This is a genomic window from Shewanella marisflavi (assembly GCF_023283925.1).
Taxonomy (GTDB): Bacteria; Pseudomonadota; Gammaproteobacteria; order Enterobacterales; family Shewanellaceae; genus Shewanella; species Shewanella marisflavi.
The window spans coordinates 26,790-41,598 of sequence record NZ_JAKIKX010000011.1 but is presented as its reverse complement, the minus strand read 5'-3'; the positions used below and the strand labels follow the sequence as shown (position 1 = coordinate 41,598).

14 protein-coding genes are annotated in these 14,809 nt (G+C 51.3%); 7 read left to right on the top strand and 7 right to left on the bottom strand.

Going from position 1 to position 14,809, the window contains the following annotated elements:
• Positions 1 to 8: 8 nt before the first annotated feature.
• The 4 genes from L2712_RS17155 (at position 9) to mutM (ending at position 4,211) form a co-directional block, all read left to right on the top strand.
• Complete coding sequence (locus L2712_RS17155) at positions 9 to 1,808, top strand: bifunctional molybdopterin-guanine dinucleotide biosynthesis adaptor protein MobB/molybdopterin molybdotransferase MoeA (protein WP_248978496.1); 1,800 nt, start codon at positions 9 to 11, stop codon at positions 1,806 to 1,808.
• A gap of 61 nt (positions 1,809 to 1,869) precedes the next feature.
• Positions 1,870 to 2,856 carry a GTP 3',8-cyclase MoaA gene (gene moaA / locus L2712_RS17150; RefSeq protein ID WP_033540354.1) on the top strand — a complete coding sequence of 329 codons (987 nt, stop codon included), beginning with the start codon at positions 1,870 to 1,872 and terminating at the stop codon, positions 2,854 to 2,856.
• A 63-nt stretch (positions 2,857 to 2,919) separates the two neighbouring features.
• Positions 2,920 to 3,372: a hypothetical protein gene (locus tag L2712_RS17145; RefSeq protein ID WP_248978495.1), complete on the top strand. Its 453-nt coding sequence runs from the start codon at positions 2,920 to 2,922 to the stop codon at positions 3,370 to 3,372.
• Positions 3,373 to 3,395: 23 nt separating this feature from the next.
• Positions 3,396 to 4,211 carry a bifunctional DNA-formamidopyrimidine glycosylase/DNA-(apurinic or apyrimidinic site) lyase gene (gene mutM, locus L2712_RS17140; RefSeq protein ID WP_248978494.1) on the top strand — a complete coding sequence of 272 codons (816 nt, stop codon included), beginning with the start codon at positions 3,396 to 3,398 and terminating at the stop codon, positions 4,209 to 4,211.
• 80 nt (positions 4,212 to 4,291) lie between these two features.
• Here the strand turns inward: mutM and L2712_RS17135 are convergent, their stop codons facing one another.
• The 4 genes from L2712_RS17135 to L2712_RS17120 all read right to left on the bottom strand — a co-directional run bounded on the left by L2712_RS17135 (position 4,292) and on the right by L2712_RS17120 (position 8,139).
• Positions 4,292 to 5,797 carry a capsule assembly Wzi family protein gene (locus tag L2712_RS17135; protein ID WP_248978493.1) on the bottom strand — a complete coding sequence of 502 codons (1,506 nt, stop codon included), beginning with the start codon at positions 5,795 to 5,797 and terminating at the stop codon, positions 4,292 to 4,294.
• Positions 5,798 to 5,807: 10 nt separating this feature from the next.
• The gene (coaD, locus tag L2712_RS17130; protein ID WP_088905745.1) at positions 5,808 to 6,284 is read right to left on the bottom strand and encodes a pantetheine-phosphate adenylyltransferase; all 477 of its coding nucleotides are present in this window, start codon (positions 6,282 to 6,284) and stop codon (positions 5,808 to 5,810) included.
• A gap of 395 nt (positions 6,285 to 6,679) precedes the next feature.
• On the bottom strand, positions 6,680 to 7,072 hold the full coding sequence (locus tag L2712_RS17125) for an FAD synthase family protein (RefSeq protein ID WP_033540359.1): 393 nt from the start codon (positions 7,070 to 7,072) through the stop codon (positions 6,680 to 6,682).
• On the bottom strand, positions 7,069 to 8,139 hold the full coding sequence (locus L2712_RS17120; RefSeq protein WP_248978492.1) for a CDP-glycerol glycerophosphotransferase family protein: 1,071 nt from the start codon (positions 8,137 to 8,139) through the stop codon (positions 7,069 to 7,071). The genes L2712_RS17125 and L2712_RS17120 overlap by 4 nt, the downstream gene beginning before the upstream one ends.
• Positions 8,140 to 8,447: 308 nt before the next feature.
• On the opposite strand from L2712_RS17120, the gene L2712_RS17115 reads away from it, so the two are divergent.
• From L2712_RS17115 to L2712_RS17105, 3 genes are all read left to right on the top strand, one after another.
• Positions 8,448 to 9,575, top strand: a complete 1,128-nt coding sequence (locus tag L2712_RS17115; RefSeq protein WP_248978491.1) for a glycosyltransferase family 9 protein — start codon at positions 8,448 to 8,450, stop codon at positions 9,573 to 9,575.
• A gap of 16 nt (positions 9,576 to 9,591) precedes the next feature.
• On the top strand, positions 9,592 to 10,440 hold the full coding sequence (locus L2712_RS17110; protein WP_033540360.1) for a glycosyltransferase: 849 nt from the start codon (positions 9,592 to 9,594) through the stop codon (positions 10,438 to 10,440).
• Positions 10,441 to 10,646: 206 nt separating this feature from the next.
• Complete coding sequence (locus tag L2712_RS17105) at positions 10,647 to 11,441, top strand: glycosyltransferase family 2 protein (RefSeq protein WP_248978490.1); 795 nt, start codon at positions 10,647 to 10,649, stop codon at positions 11,439 to 11,441.
• 14 nt (positions 11,442 to 11,455) lie between these two features.
• Here L2712_RS17105 and L2712_RS19165 read toward each other — a convergent pair whose 3' ends face one another.
• The 3 genes from L2712_RS19165 to L2712_RS17090 all read right to left on the bottom strand — a co-directional run bounded on the left by L2712_RS19165 (position 11,456) and on the right by L2712_RS17090 (position 14,757).
• A complete protein-coding gene (locus L2712_RS19165; RefSeq protein ID WP_033540362.1) occupies positions 11,456 to 12,547 on the bottom strand; it encodes a glycosyltransferase in 1,092 nt (363 codons plus the stop codon).
• Positions 12,537 to 13,613: a glycosyltransferase family 9 protein gene (locus L2712_RS17095; protein ID WP_248978489.1), complete on the bottom strand. Its 1,077-nt coding sequence runs from the start codon at positions 13,611 to 13,613 to the stop codon at positions 12,537 to 12,539. Before L2712_RS17095 ends, L2712_RS19165 begins: the two co-directional genes overlap by 11 nt.
• A gap of 100 nt (positions 13,614 to 13,713) precedes the next feature.
• Positions 13,714 to 14,757: a glycosyltransferase family 9 protein gene (locus L2712_RS17090; RefSeq protein WP_248978488.1), complete on the bottom strand. Its 1,044-nt coding sequence runs from the start codon at positions 14,755 to 14,757 to the stop codon at positions 13,714 to 13,716.
• Positions 14,758 to 14,809: the final 52 nt, after the last annotated feature.

Genomic DNA, 14,809 nt, shown 5'->3' with positions numbered 1-14,809 from the left:
AGGTGTACATGAGCGTACCGTTTAACAATCCACTGCCGATCCCTGTCCTTGGATTTTGTGCCTACAGCGGCACAGGCAAAACGACACTACTGAAAAAACTGATCCCCGAGCTCAATCGTCGTGGTCTACGTTTAGCCGTTATCAAACATGCTCATCACAACTTTGATGTGGATATACCGGGTAAAGACAGCTTTGAAATGCGCAAGGCGGGGGCTCGCCAGATGCTGGTCGCTTCCCATGTGCGTTGGGCCTTAATGACAGAAGATTTGGTAGAAGACGCTCCCAAATTACCCCACCTGCTGGCACAAATTGAAGCCGACAAGGTCGATATCGTTCTGGTTGAGGGCTTCAAAAAACTGGCGCTGCCCAAGATAGAGCTACACCGCGCCGCCCATGGCAAGCCTTTTATCCATACCCATGACGACAACATACAGGCCATCGCCTGCTGTGATGATACCCAGCTGCCTACAGACCTCAGACGCTTGGATATCAACGACGTGGGCCAAATTGCCGACTTCGTCATCGAATATGCCAACAACTGGCAACCTTGCAAGCCAACACTCCCCCTAGCCCCCGAATGCGGCTGTGAATTGGATACCAGCAAGACGCTGTCGGTCAGACAAGGGATAGATAAGATCCTCTCCTATGTCACACCTGTCTCGACCACAGAAGAGGTGGCAATCGACGACAGCACAGACAGGGTATTGGCAGAAGATGCCATCTCCCCTGTCGATGTCCCCCAACACACCAATTCGGCGATGGATGGTTTTGCATTTGCCTACTCAGAGCCTATGTTAGACAGCTACCAACTGGTGGGTGACGTGAAGGCCGGTCATAGCTATCAAGGTACGCTTAAGCCTGGTGAAGCGGTACGTATCATGACAGGCGCCCCCATGCCTGACGGCGCCGATACCGTGCAGATGAAAGAGATGGCCGAAGACAGCGGCAACAGCGTGAGCTTCCAAGGCAATATCAGCCTGGGGCAACACGTACGCCAGGCCGGTGAAGATATTGCCAAGGACCATACGGCCCTTGCCGCCGGTCACAGACTCAAGGCCGCCCATCAGGGCATGTTAGCCTCCTTGGGCTTTGGCCACCTCCCCGTCTATCGCCGTCCTAAGGTCGCGGTCTTCTCGACCGGTGACGAGGTATGCCAACCGGGTGAGCCTTTGAAGCCCAACTGTATCTACGACTCCAACCGCTTCACCATCAAATCCATGGTGAAACAGCTAGGTTGTGAGGTGATCGATCTTGGCATCATAGAAGATAACCAAGATGCCTTGGTCACGGCGCTACAAGGGGCGGCGCAGCAGGCCGATGTAGTGATAAGCTCCGGCGGTGTCTCTGTCGGTGATGCCGACTTTATCAAGCTGGCATTGGCACAGGTAGGTCAGATCAACTTCTGGCGCATCAACATGCGTCCGGGCCGACCATTAGCCTTCGGTCAGATTGGCGACAGCCTCTTCTTCGGCCTACCAGGTAACCCTGTTGCCGTGATGGTTTCCTTCATGCAGTTTGTTCAACCGGCCCTGCGTAAATTAGCAGGTGAGCTGGAGTGGGCGCCAACATTAGTGCCGGCTGTGGCCGACTGCACGCTGCGTAGTCGCACTGGCCGCACCGAGTTTACCCGCGGCGTCTACCACCTTGGCAGCGACGGTCGCCTGCATGTCACCAGCACAGGCGCCCAGGGCTCGGGCATGTTGAGCTCAATGGTTAAAGGCAATTGCCTTATCGTGATCGCCGAGAAAGATGAGCAGCTCAACCCAGGCGATACCGTTTACATTCAACCCTTTGCCGATCTTTTATAGTGGACAATAGCATTAGCCAGGCGGACGAGCCCATCTTGTCCGCCGCAGTAGGTGATTCTGTATGAGTTTGATAGTCGATACCTTTGGCCGCACGGTGGAATATCTCCGCCTCTCGGTAACCGACAGATGCGATTTTCGCTGCGTCTACTGTATGAGTGAAGATCCCTGTTTTCTCGACAGAGAGCAGGTGCTTAGCCTGGAAGAACTGGCCTGGATAGGCCAGGCCTTTACCGAACTCGGTGTAAAGAAGATCCGCCTCACCGGTGGTGAACCTTTAGTGCGCACCGACTGCGATCAACTGGTGAAACTGCTGGGACAACTGCCCGGCCTGAAAGAGTTGTCCATGACCACCAATGGTTCACGCCTGAGCAAATTTGCCGGCAAGATGCGTGAGGCGGGGCTGAGTCGACTTAACATCAGCTTGGATACCCTGAAACCTGAACTCTTTACCCAATTGACCCGCAACGGCAACCTGGAGCGGGTGATACAGGGGATCGATGCCGCCAAGGCCGCAGGCTTTAACCGCATCAAGATCAACGCCGTGATTCTGCGTGGTCAGAATGATGATGAGGTACTGGATCTGATCGAGTTTTGCCGTGAACGGGAACTGGATATCGCCTTTATCGAAGAGATGCCCTTAGGCATTATCGACGAGCGCAAGAAGAGCCGTCACTGCAGTAGCGAAGAGGTCAAGGCGATCATCAGCCAGCGCTACCCGCTGAGTGTGTCCGATAAGCGCACCGGCGGCCCAGCGCGCTACTACACCATGCCCGGCAGTTCGATACATGTAGGCTTCATTTCCCCCCACAGCAACAACTTCTGTCACGAGTGCAACCGGGTACGGGTCACGGTTGAGGGTCGTTTACTCCTCTGTCTGGGCAATGAAAACTCGGTAGATCTCAAGGCAATCGTTAGAGAATACCCCGGCGATATCGAGCGTCTAAAACAGACGATTCTTGATGCAATAAAGCTCAAGCCTAAGGAACACCATTTTGGCCCTGAAGGTGATACCCAAATCCTCCGCTTCATGAATGCCACCGGCGGCTGATGCTCTGGGCCATTTTCGATGATAGACTCTAAAGCATCTTATACTTATTGATTCTGACTCGAGATGGCCCTGACCCGAAGAAAATGGAATAACATCATCATCTTCGCCTCCGTCGCTATGGTGGGCATACTGACCTTTTTAGATGGTCAACGCCAGACGATACCGGACGATGCCCAGCCGCTCTTCGATAAACAGGCTCCTCTGTTTCAGCTGCAATATGACGATCTCTGGCTGGCCCAGCAAGGCTTTGGCTGGCAGTGCGACCCTAAGATAATCAACTGTCGCCAGTGGGCCGAGGCCTGGAGTGGCATTTTAGTCTCCCCTATCGCCAAACCGGCAGACTTAGCCACACCCGCCCATGAGCTGGTGATCCAGATCCGTGACATAGAGACGCCACAACTCTGGCTTATCTACCCAGAGGCAGGCCAGCTCAGTTCACCGGCGGGTAACTGGTATCAGATCCCACCTAGCCTACGCCCACAGCTAGAGCCGATCCTCAAACTCGATAATCCCTAAGCAAGCTAAACGAAGAGATTAATATGCCCGAACTCCCCGAAGTCGAAGTAACCCGTCAAGGGATCTCCCCCCACCTGCTCGATCAAGAGGTCACAGGGTTAACCGTGCGCAACGCATCCTTACGCTGGCCAGTCCCAGAGATAGCCCAGCAGATAGTCGGGCAGACCATCAGAGGCATACGCCGCCGCGCCAAATACCTACTGCTGGATACCGATGCCGGCACCACCATAGTCCATTTGGGCATGTCGGGCAGCCTGCGCATATTGCCCAAGTCGACGCCGGTGGAGAAGCATGACCATATCGATCTCGAGCTTGCCAGCGGTAAGGTGCTCAGGTTTAACGACCCCAGACGTTTCGGCGCCTGGCTATGGTGCGAGCTACCGGAAGCCGCTCACCCCTTGTTGGGTAAACTGGGACCAGAGCCCCTGCAGTCTGGCTTCAATGTCGACTACCTGGCTAAGGCGTTGGACGGCAAGAAGAAGGCGATAAAACTCTGCCTGATGGACAATCATATCGTGGTGGGTGTTGGGAATATCTATGCCAACGAAGCCCTTTTTGCCGCCGGTATTCACCCGCAAACCGAGGCAGGCAGAATCGATATGGAGCGGCTCACTGTGCTGGTCGCCGAGGTAAAACAGATCTTGGCCCAGGCGATTAAACAGGGGGGCACCACACTCAAAGACTTTACTAACGCCGACGGTAAGCCCGGTTATTTCGCCCAGAAGCTGCATGTCTATGGCCGAGGCGGCGAAACCTGCACCCAGTGTGGCAACCTGCTCAGCGAGATCAAACTCGGCCAGCGCGCCACCGTCTTCTGTGGTCTCTGCCAGCCTATGTAGCGTTCTTTTGACCCGCTAGGTCAATCAGGCAATAAAAAAAGGCTGACACTCTGTCAGCCTTTTTGTTATCTCAAACAGGTTTAGAAACGATACTCATAACTACCGAATAGGGTGGCATTAGTATCAGTTTCGTCGGCCTCAAATTCTGACTGAGAAACAGTTCCACCCAGGCTCATCATCCCCTTCCAGATCGGCAAGCGATAGCTTAATTCCAGCATCAAGAGATCTTCTTTACGCGGCTGAGGTGCCCACTCGCCACCACGGTTCTTACCGTCTTTATTTAGCTGAGCGAAACGCAGCAGGGAGGTAAAGCCATGACTGTTGGCAAACTGGCCGATAAGCCCTAAGACATAAACATTGGCATCACTGTCATAGGTACTGCCGAATGAGCGACCATAATAGCGCGAACCACTCTGGTAAGTACTGTGCTCATAGAAACAGTTAAAGGCATTCTGATTTTCACCACAGGCCACCATGGTATCTGAATACTCAAAGAACAGCTTATACTGCTGAGAATCAAACTCGAAACGTGTGTCGGCGCCGAACAGCTTGGCACAATCGGCAAGATCCCACGGCATAGGGCCGCTAGAATCTTCACAGGTGCGCTCTAAATAGATCCCCACAGACACATCGAACCAGGTATCGGCATAGCGAATATCAAAGCCTGCCATCTGGTTGCCTATCTTAGATTGCAGTGCAGGATCACAGCTCGGCTCGCCATTCACACAGGTGGTATTACCGGCAATCGCATCTAACAGAGTAGATAGCCCGCACTCCTCGCCCTCGCCGCAAAACATAGTGGTCCAGGAAAGCCCCAGCTCTAACTGGCGCAGCGGCCTGATGGTGCCGCGAAAGTTCCACAGCAATGGATTGGCGACGGCACGCTCCTCTTCGAGATAACTTATCCCTGTCGTCAGAGTCCAAGGGCCAATCCAGGAGAGCCAAGGGGTTTCGAACGCCGCGGCGTTATTACGGCTAAACATTAAACTGGGCAAAGGGCGGGCATTATTGGAACGATGAAGCGCGGTATCAAACCCTGGCCCCCACCATTGCTCAATCGCACCGGCGGTTACCATCCAGTTGCCCAAGGCAACCGCAAAATAGGAATCATCCAGACGCACCTCTTTCTCATCGAAAGGATCATAGTGCGCCGAGGCGGCCAGCTTAAAGGCAAACCTGTCCCCTAAATATTCATAGGAGGCCTGCAGATCAGCTTTCTCTCGATAATCAGAGCCAAAGTGTTGAAAACGAGCGGGATCGTTGCCACCAGCAAGCTTAATACGGGCATTACCACGATTCTCGACCGCATTGCGGTAATAGAAATTGACCCTGGCAAAAGCAGTGGCAAGACCTGGCGAGAGGACGGAAGGCTCTACCTTACTCAGATCGCTACCAATACCCGACCACATCAAGGGATAGGTATTAACAGGAACTGTGATCACCCCTGCATCGGCGAGCGCCTGAATATCGGCTCTAAGATAGATATCTGAAACATCGACCCAAGGGGCCGAATTGGCTAAAGAGGAGAGCAACAGGCCTAAGGCCGCAACACCTCCAACAACATAAGCGCGAACTTTTTCCATCATAACGGGCAAATTAATCCTTTTTTTGCAGCGCTTTGGCTACTTCTTCATGCACAAACTGACTGACATCACCACCATGTAATGCCACCTCTTTCACCAGGGTCGAAGAGATAAACGAATTCTCTTCGGCCGGGGTTAAAAACACGCTCTCCAGATCGGCGCTTAGGCGCCTGTTCATATTGGCAAGCTGAAACTCATATTCAAAATCAGATACCGCACGCAGGCCACGCACTAACACGCTGGCATTTTGCTCCTTGGCAAAATCCACCAGCAGGCCACTAAATCCCACAACCTCAACGTTGTCCAGATGCTCAGTCACCCTTTTGACCAGTTTAACCCTTTCGTCCAGGCTAAATTTGGGCTGTTTAGAAGGATTAGCCGCTATGCCGATCACCACCTGCTTAAACAATTTTGCCGCGCGCTCGATAAGGTCGGTATGACCGTTAGTGACGGGGTCAAATGTTCCTGGATAAATCGCTTTGGTGTGCATCTTTCAAAAACCTAATCTGAGGGTCTAATGGCGCATAGTTTAACGAGTTTCCCCCAGGTATTGAACCACTGACGTCGAATTGTTTATTGGTGAAAAAATCGCGAAAGGCGACATTCTGTATCAAGGGTGTACAAATGCCACGAGGGAATGTTTGGTAAGCAGTCACCGATGCCAAGACAGGCAGGATAAACCGTCATTCAATACACAGCAGCATTAAGCCTCCCAAAAGATAAATACCTATGATTAAACGCGGTATGGGAGGCTTCTAACCTTAGGCTAAGTATGCTGGAAAACAGCGGGTTAACCTTTGCGGCGGCCCATAAGCCAATGCCAAGATAAGACGGAAGTATCACTGTGTGATCAAAAAGCCCCAGATAATCTAATAGAAGCTTTTATTATTTAATTTCCTTAACTACCTCAATCAGTTGAGTAGTTGAAATGGCCGGGGTTCGCGGTAAATAGACCACTTGGCACAATGATTTGAGATGATCAAACTTCCCTTGCCAGTCATCGCCCATCACCAGGCAATCTGCCTTATGCGCCTTGATATAATCAGCCTTTAACTCGAGTGACTCCTCCAAAAACACCTCATCAACACAGGCAAGTGCCTTAACGATGCGCATTCTGTCACGTTCGTTACAGATGGGATATCGCTGCTTCTTGGAGAAGTTCAGCGCGTCCGACGAAACCCCCACCGTTAGGTGATCACCAAGCTCTCTGGCGCGCTCGATAATGTTGAGATGCCCGATATGAAACATATCGAAAGTCCCGAAAGTAATAATTCTCATGAAGCCTCTTCGGATAAAAGATAGTCGACGATTCGCTGGCTACAGTGGCCGTCAACCTGACCGGCTAACTCTAAGGTATATTGAGCTCGCTTTGCCGCATATGATTCGGGCTCAGCGATCTGTTGATCCACTACCGCCTTGAGCTCCTTGTAGGACGCCGCGTGTGCCGCCACACCAGCGTAGCGATAAAGATCTTCATCCATGCGATTTTTAAAACGAAAACTTAAGATGCCACGATAACTCCAGCGCAGATGATAGAAATCGCACCAGACTACAGGCTTATCCAGGGCCGCAAACTCAAACAGCGCCGATGAGGCATCACTGATCAAGAGATCCGCACTGGCCATGAAAGGCAATAAATTCGCTTGCTCCACCGGCGCCAGATACGCATTATCAAAGGTACCCCAGTGTTCCAGCAGACGTTTCTGCTTCTTATAGCTGGGCTTGCTCAACGAAAAATAATGTGGCTTAAGTAATATGTTGTATTCGCTAAAGGCACTGGGCCAGTCCTTAGTCATCTTCTCTATGCTGCTGGGGTAGAAGGTGGGCGCATAAAGTAGGGTTGGCTTGGCGGGATCGAGCCCAAGCGCCGCAAGGTCTAGTCCCTTCTCACAGCCCTGCACGATAGGATCTAACTTAGCGTAGCCTGTATCGATAAAGTTTTTTTGGGGATAGAGCTGCTGCAGACGCTTGAGGCGATATTCACCCTCGACAAAGCGCACATCCATATCTGATTCGGACACTGTGTAATAGCAGGCTTTAGGCCCGATACCATGTTGCATCAGCGCCGTTTTGCAACAGCCCTTTAGCTTAGTGGCGGCATCAAAACTGTTGCCGAAGATCACCCAGCTCGGTTTCTCCGTCAGGTAGTAGGCCAATGCCTCTTCCTCAGAGTTAACCCACTCGACTTCTAACTCATGCTGCGCTACCAGCGCATCGAGGGCTGCCTGCTGATCTTGGCTGCGATAAATAACGAATCGCACCGCTTCACCCCGAGCCTTCAGCTCCTGCATAACGGGCAAATACTGCGGCAAGTAGTATGGATGCAGAACATCAAAACAGATCACTATCAATCTTCTCGCTGGTTATCGAAACCTAAGGTTTAGCTTGATTGTGCAGCGGCACCCCGCCACCAAACACTTATCAAGCAGACACTAAGTCTATCAATGGGCATACTGGCGCAGATTGTAACACATTCCATTAATACTACAGCCCATTTGTCGCGCAGCCGCGTGAAACCATGACAAAGCCCATGATATCGTGATCTGTCACCCACAGCTTGCCCATCCTCAAGAACAATTAACAAGGGCAAGGTTTTCAGTGTCATCAAAGCCATGTATCCTTAGGCCAACCTCATTATATCGGCTAGGGCACAATGTCTCTTATACCACTTGAGCGATTAGCACAGGCAAAAAGACTCCTCTTTATATCACCACTGGCACTGGGCGACTTTCTCTATCTCAAAACCTTTTTAGCGGCCCTTAAGTGGCAGAACCCGCATCTTGAGGTAGATATTTGGCTCGATGACAATCGAAATAATCAAGATAGCTGGCGCTTATCCCGCAGCAAGATCATGCTGCAATGGATAACAGCCGAGCCCGCTTTCAGTCGCAGCTATGGCTGCTGCGACAGCAAGGCGATGCAAGACAGTCAAATCGAGACCGCCAAGGCGCTAAATTATGATTTGGTGATCACTCACTCTGGTAGCAAGAGTGAACAGTTCTCCCAACTCGCCAGACGCATCAGTCCCAAGGGATTTATCGTCACAAGCCTGGCCAAGTCTAAATTTGGCGGGCTGCTCGATGCATGGTTTTTCCGTCACAGCGACAAGACCTTTAAGATCGACGTGGATGCCCTCGGCGAGCAACACCACATTACCGATCGCTACTATCAGCTACTGCACCGCATTACAGGACTCACAATGAAAAAGCAGGACTTTATGCCCTCTTTAACCATTGCCCCTGAATTTGTGCAAACGGTTAAGGATTGGCTTACGAAACAGTTTAACGCTAGCGCCCAGGGCCCTGTGTATTTCCTCAACCATCTATCGACCAATAAGAAGCGTGACTGGCATCAATCACAACTCTTTGAATTGATCGCACGCATCACAGAGCAGTCACCCGACAGTCGCTTTATCGTCAACAGCACGCCTGAAAACTATGGGGCGCTCAAAGATGCTATTGCACAAGAGAAACAGCTGGCTAACTCGCACGTCGCCGTGTTTACCGTCGAGAACAATTTCTTCGAGCTTCCCGCCTTAATAGCCGCCGCCGATAGAGTGATCACGGTCGAAACCGCCATCATGCACTTTGCCACCGCCAGCCAGCGGCCGCTTATCGCCATGATGCGCCAGAAAAAACCTTACTGGGCACCGCCGGAAACCGCGACCTCAAAAGTCCTGTATGCCAATACGGGCAAGGGATATGTTAGCGATATTAGCGTCAATGAAGTGATGGCAACGCTCGCCCAAGTTCAAGCATCTTGTTTACCTTTAAGCTCATAACAGCCAAGGCCTAATTATGAAAAAAGCAATCTTCACTCTCGCCATTGGCGACAACCCCATGTATCGGGCTGCCATTTCGAGCTTCAAACAATATGCGGAAAAGGTCTCGGCCGATCTCATCATCTCAGATCGCCTTCACTACAAACTCCATGTAAATAATAAAAAATTTGATGCTAGTCCCGCCTGGTCTGAAAAGCTATATATGCAAGAAATCCTCAAAGAATATGATCGCGTACTCTATCTAGATGCCGACATGCTGATTTCTCCTTGGGCGGAAAATATATTTGAACAATGTCCCGAACTCGATACCGTCTACATGTTTAATGAGGGCGCGCACATTGATAGGTCTCAACAGGCAGCTCAAATTAATCAAGTGCTGGGCGACGTAGAGTGGCCCATCGACGATGGCAAAATGATCTATTTTAATTCAGGCATGATTTTGGTTTCTAAGCAGGCTGGCCTGTTCGATAACGCTAGCGCAGAAGAGATGCAAAAAATCTGCAACGAAGTGAAGTTTTACGATCAAACCTATATCAATTATTTGATTCGGAGAGATAAAATCAAAAGTGTTTGCGTAGATAAACGCTTTAATCGCATGCCGCTATTAGGTGCTGAGAATTATCAGGAAGCAAGCTTCATACATTACGCAGGCAGAGGCTATCGCGGGAAGATTCCCATGAGAGAACTCAAGTATATTGCCGATTACTGCGACATGTATAAAGAGCGCCTATCAAGGTCAGAGATATTAGAATACAAGCAGCAGGCTTGGCACTGGTACATGCTGAAACAACAGCGAAAAACCAAGCTGCCTATCCCTCTTCTTAGCTGGATATTTGGTCTGATACACCCCTCTCAAAAATACTAATGACCAACACAAGAATGTAGGGGCAATTAATGTCGCCCCTACGCTCACCCTTTGCTCATATTTTATGCACACGCCCGACAAAAAAGCTCAACACCCCCTACAAAAAAATTACACTCTCAACTCAAAAACAACATAAAAACGAGTAAATTCGTATAGTTATAGATAATGAGTTATACAGAACTTAGGTTTTTACTTAACTCACGTTTATGTCCACTAGCTTAATTATCACCACCTATAACTGGTCTGCAGCCCTGAATGTCGTGCTCGCCAGTGTGGAAACACAATCTTGCCTACCCGATGAGGTGATCATCGCCGATGATGGTTCAACGGCAGAGACAAGAGAGCTTATCGCCCGCCTAGCAACCAACTTTCCCGTGCCCCTGGTTCACAGCTGGCATGAGGATAAGGGCTTTAGGCTATCGACCAGTCGCAATCGCGCTATTCGCCTTGCCAAGCACGAGTACATCATAATGATCGATGGCGATATGGTTTTACACCCGCACTTTGTCGCCGATCACCTAGCCATAGCCGAGCCAGACTGCTTGGTTACGGGAAAACGCATCAAGATGGGGCCCAAGCTCAGCAGCTCGGTATTATCTGGAATGAGTCAGCCAAGTTTGCTTTCTCGCGGGATCACCAGAGGACGGAAGCTCGCGCTAAGAAGCCAATGGCTCAGTCAGCGGTGCGGATGGGGTCAACCAGACTCGGTTGAGGGAATACATGGATGCAATCTTGGTTTTTGGCGTCAGGATGCGTTAGCAATTAATGGCTTTAACGAGGCGTTCGAGGGGTGGGGACCAGAGGATAAGGAATTCGCCCTACGGATGTTTCATAACGGCAAATGGCGTAAGCGGGTCAAATTCTACGCCGTCGCCTTTCATCTGCATCATAAGGAGAGTTGTCGCCAACAGCTAGAGGTCAATAGCCAATTATTTCACAGCACTTTGAAAAACAAGTCTATTCGCTGTGCCCAAGGCATTGCCGAACTGCCTAGTCTTTAACCGCACTCGAATCGTCAGCAGAGGGCAAGATAATCGGCGACAATCTTGTCGATATTGACCTTAGCTAAGATATCACTCTGGGCCAATGGCGGGTAACTGACCAACGCCTGATTAATCTTGCGACTCAAGGCATCAGCATCCCGTCGGGGCACTAGATACTGTGCAAGCTCGCCGGTCATTATCTCATCTGGGCCATGGGGACAAAGAGTGCTCACCACAGGCGTTGAGCAAATCAGCGACTCAATCAAAACTGTGGGCAAGCCTTCATAGTCCGAACTTAACACCAGCAGTTTCGCCCCTTTGATCCAGGGAAAGGGATTAGCCTGAAATCCGGGGCAAATGATACGATCGGCCACGCCATGCTTTCTGGCGAGCTTCATCGCCTTCTTGGGGTTATTGCAAAGCAGCACCAGTGGCAAGGGCTTGTCCATCTTGGCCAGCGACTTAAACAGTATGTCGTGGCGTTTCTGACGTGCGACGCGCCCGACATGAATAAGATAATCCCCCTTGGGAATATCTGGGATCTGCTCTTCAGCCTTAACCTTTATCGCTTCGACATCGAATGGATTATAGATGGTGCGCATGCTGCGGGGCGCGATACGCCCACTTTGTCTTATCTCTTGTTCTATCCCACGAGAAACAGTGATCAACGCTTGGCCGTTCAGTGCCCGCTTGGCCCTGAGCATAGTGAGATAAGCCAGAGGTCCAAGTTTACGCTCACGCGTTAACTCCTCTTCGATAGAGTTATGTACCACGATATAGAGCGGCGAGACCTCGGCGCGGGTCAACAACAAGTTACTCTTATCCAGATTAGACAAGATAAGATCGAAACTACCATAGGTTTGCTCGATTCCATCGATCCACTGCTTTACCCGTGCGGAAGAACGACCCAGTCGCCACCAGGAGATGATATGCCGTTCGCGCGGTTCGAAACAGACATGCAGGGGAATATCATCGGGCAACCCATAGTCATATTGAGGCATGAGCACTAAGAGGTGGGGCTCATGCCCCTGACGTTTAAGCTCGGCGGCTAAAGTGAGCACAATTTTTTCTGCACCACCACCAGCTAGACTATCTATGACTAAGGCAATACGCTTAGCGCTCACCGGCCAGCCCTAATAATCTGGCGATCTCGGCCATACAGATATCTAGCCCCTTGGCATCGGCCTCGCTGTCCATTTTGGCAGTGAGCTGCGCGACTGTCTGCGGTTCCAGCAGGCGCTGAGCCTGAGCAGACATAGTCTGTACATCAATATCACTGCTAAGAGCTAGGCCTCGCTGCACGCAGCGCTGAATTCGCTTGGGTTGATCCTTAGAGACGGCCACCGTCAAAGTGGGCACCTTAAGCGCTATCGACTGTAACAGGGTATCGCCGCCGCTGAGCACAGCCCCTGCGGCACCATCGAGCAGATTGATAAATTCCAGGCTTGAGAGCTGCTCTATGGCTATCACGCCGTCAAGCTGAGGCAGGCTTTTGGGATAGTTAGGGCCATAAACCATGACGCAGGGCATGCCCGTCTGTTGGTAACAGGCCTGGGCCACCTCGGCAAAACGCTCCGCCGCCAGGGTTGATCCCAAATAGTGTCCGCCAGAGCCTGCGCTATAGAGAAGATACTCTTTAGGCAGCAGGCCATATTTTTGCTGTAACTGACGCTGCAAACTCTCATCTGGCCGGGCAAAGATAGAACCGGTAAAGATAGGCTCAGCGCGGTTGATCAAATTAAGCTTCAAACGATCGAAGCGGCTGATATCGCCAATCACAAACTCAGGCTGCACCACCCAATGACTGTCGGTCACCAATGCTCGCTCCAACTTCATGCCGCGGGCGCGTTTACGCCTATGCTGGCTAACGAAAATCACTTTGGCGCCGCTACGATTAGCATGCTTGAGCTGCGCCTTACGTCCGGCGGCATCAAAGATCACCAGATCCGGTTTTAAACGCGAGACCAATTGATTGACCTCTTTCACTCGCTTGGTGGGGGTGTCATTGACCAGATGGGTCGGATAGGGACAATCTTTGGCGTAGGGCGCATGGCTATTGAGCACAAACTCAATCTGGGCTTCAGGCCAACGACGCTTGATCTCATCGGCCACTATGGTGGAACGCATATATTCACCTATCCCTTGTTCGCAGGAGACAGGTACAAACAAAAATTTTGGCGCCACTGACATCGACGATATCCCTAACAATGCATGGGGCAAGCCCATGCTCCTTGACAGCATGATCTAGCGGACTGTGATCCAACTGACCAATTAAACCTGAAGTCTACCATTATTGAGACTCTTGTTGCGAGAGACGATCAAATTGCTCAAGCACAGGCGCTACCTGAATCAACGCCATCAAATGCTCGCCCTTGGCGCGCGTCCCCCAAGGCACACTACCGCTTTTTTGCTGGGCAATCGCCTCTTCATAGACGCTGACCACACTATCTAAACAGGTATATGGCCCTGTCCGCCCGGGATTAGAGTGTGCATAGAGACCGATAACCGGCGTGCCCTGAGTCACCGCCATGTGTGCAGGTCCAGTGTCTGGCGCCAACACTATGCTTGCCTGCTTGAGCAGCGCCAGCAGTTGCGTCAGCGAGGTCTTGCCCACCAGATTCTCTATGCGGGCATCGCCATGTGTGAGAATGGTCTCGGCTAACTCCCGCTCCATCGGGACAGGGCCACCGCATAGTATGACCCGATATCCCTGAGCCAAGGCATGGTCAGCCACCTGGGCGTAACGCTCTGGTAACCAGTTACGCTCGGCCTTACTCGCTGCAGCGCAGATCACTAAGGTTTTGTCGCCATCAGGGATCAAGCCTCTGGCAAACTCGGTATCTGCGGCGGGGACGGGAATGTCCCACTTGGGCTGAATATCTGTCACACCCACGGCCTTGGCAAACCCCATGAATCCCTCAAGCACATGGGGAGTCGCCAAGGGTTCAACTCTGTGATTCGTTACCAGCCACTGACCCTCTTTGGCACGAGCACGGTCGAAGCCCACACGTATCTTAGCCGGGATGGCTAATGAGGCGAGTGTCGCCCTGAGTGCCACCTGCATATGCAGCAGCAGATCGAAACGACGTCCTTTAAAGGCGCTGCGCAGGTTAAAGTAGCTGCGCCAGCCTTGGGACTTATCGAAAATCACAAATTCTATACCCGGAAGATGCTTAAGCAACTGATACTCCACCTTGCCAATCACCCAAGTGATCTTAAGCTGTGGATATTGCCGCTGAATGGCCTGCACCATGGCCACCGCATGACACACGTCACCGATGGCAGATAAACGTAGAAGACACAAAGATTGGGCAGTCTGCAAATTCAAGCTCATATAGGGGCCATTGAGAGATTTAAGGGAGTAAGGATCCGCACCGAGTTTAATG

What these genes read in the sequence shown, in the direction of transcription:
- L2712_RS17155 (WP_248978496.1), top strand. Translation starts at nt 9, where the DNA reads ATGAGCGTACCGTTTAACAATCCACTGCCGATCCCTGTCCTTGGATTT.
- moaA (WP_033540354.1), top strand. Translation starts at nt 1,870, where the DNA reads ATGAGTTTGATAGTCGATACCTTTGGCCGCACGGTGGAATATCTCCGC.
- L2712_RS17145 (WP_248978495.1), top strand. Translation starts at nt 2,920, where the DNA reads ATGGCCCTGACCCGAAGAAAATGGAATAACATCATCATCTTCGCCTCC.
- mutM (WP_248978494.1), top strand. Translation starts at nt 3,396, where the DNA reads ATGCCCGAACTCCCCGAAGTCGAAGTAACCCGTCAAGGGATCTCCCCC.
- L2712_RS17135 (WP_248978493.1), bottom strand. Translation starts at nt 5,797, where the DNA reads ATGATGGAAAAAGTTCGCGCTTATGTTGTTGGAGGTGTTGCGGCCTTA.
- coaD (WP_088905745.1), bottom strand. Translation starts at nt 6,284, where the DNA reads ATGCACACCAAAGCGATTTATCCAGGAACATTTGACCCCGTCACTAAC.
- L2712_RS17125 (WP_033540359.1), bottom strand. Translation starts at nt 7,072, where the DNA reads ATGAGAATTATTACTTTCGGGACTTTCGATATGTTTCATATCGGGCAT.
- L2712_RS17115 (WP_248978491.1), top strand. Translation starts at nt 8,448, where the DNA reads ATGTCTCTTATACCACTTGAGCGATTAGCACAGGCAAAAAGACTCCTC.
- L2712_RS17110 (WP_033540360.1), top strand. Translation starts at nt 9,592, where the DNA reads ATGAAAAAAGCAATCTTCACTCTCGCCATTGGCGACAACCCCATGTAT.
- L2712_RS17105 (WP_248978490.1), top strand. Translation starts at nt 10,647, where the DNA reads ATGTCCACTAGCTTAATTATCACCACCTATAACTGGTCTGCAGCCCTG.
- L2712_RS17095 (WP_248978489.1), bottom strand. Translation starts at nt 13,613, where the DNA reads ATGTCAGTGGCGCCAAAATTTTTGTTTGTACCTGTCTCCTGCGAACAA.
- L2712_RS17090 (WP_248978488.1), bottom strand. Translation starts at nt 14,757, where the DNA reads ATGAGCTTGAATTTGCAGACTGCCCAATCTTTGTGTCTTCTACGTTTA.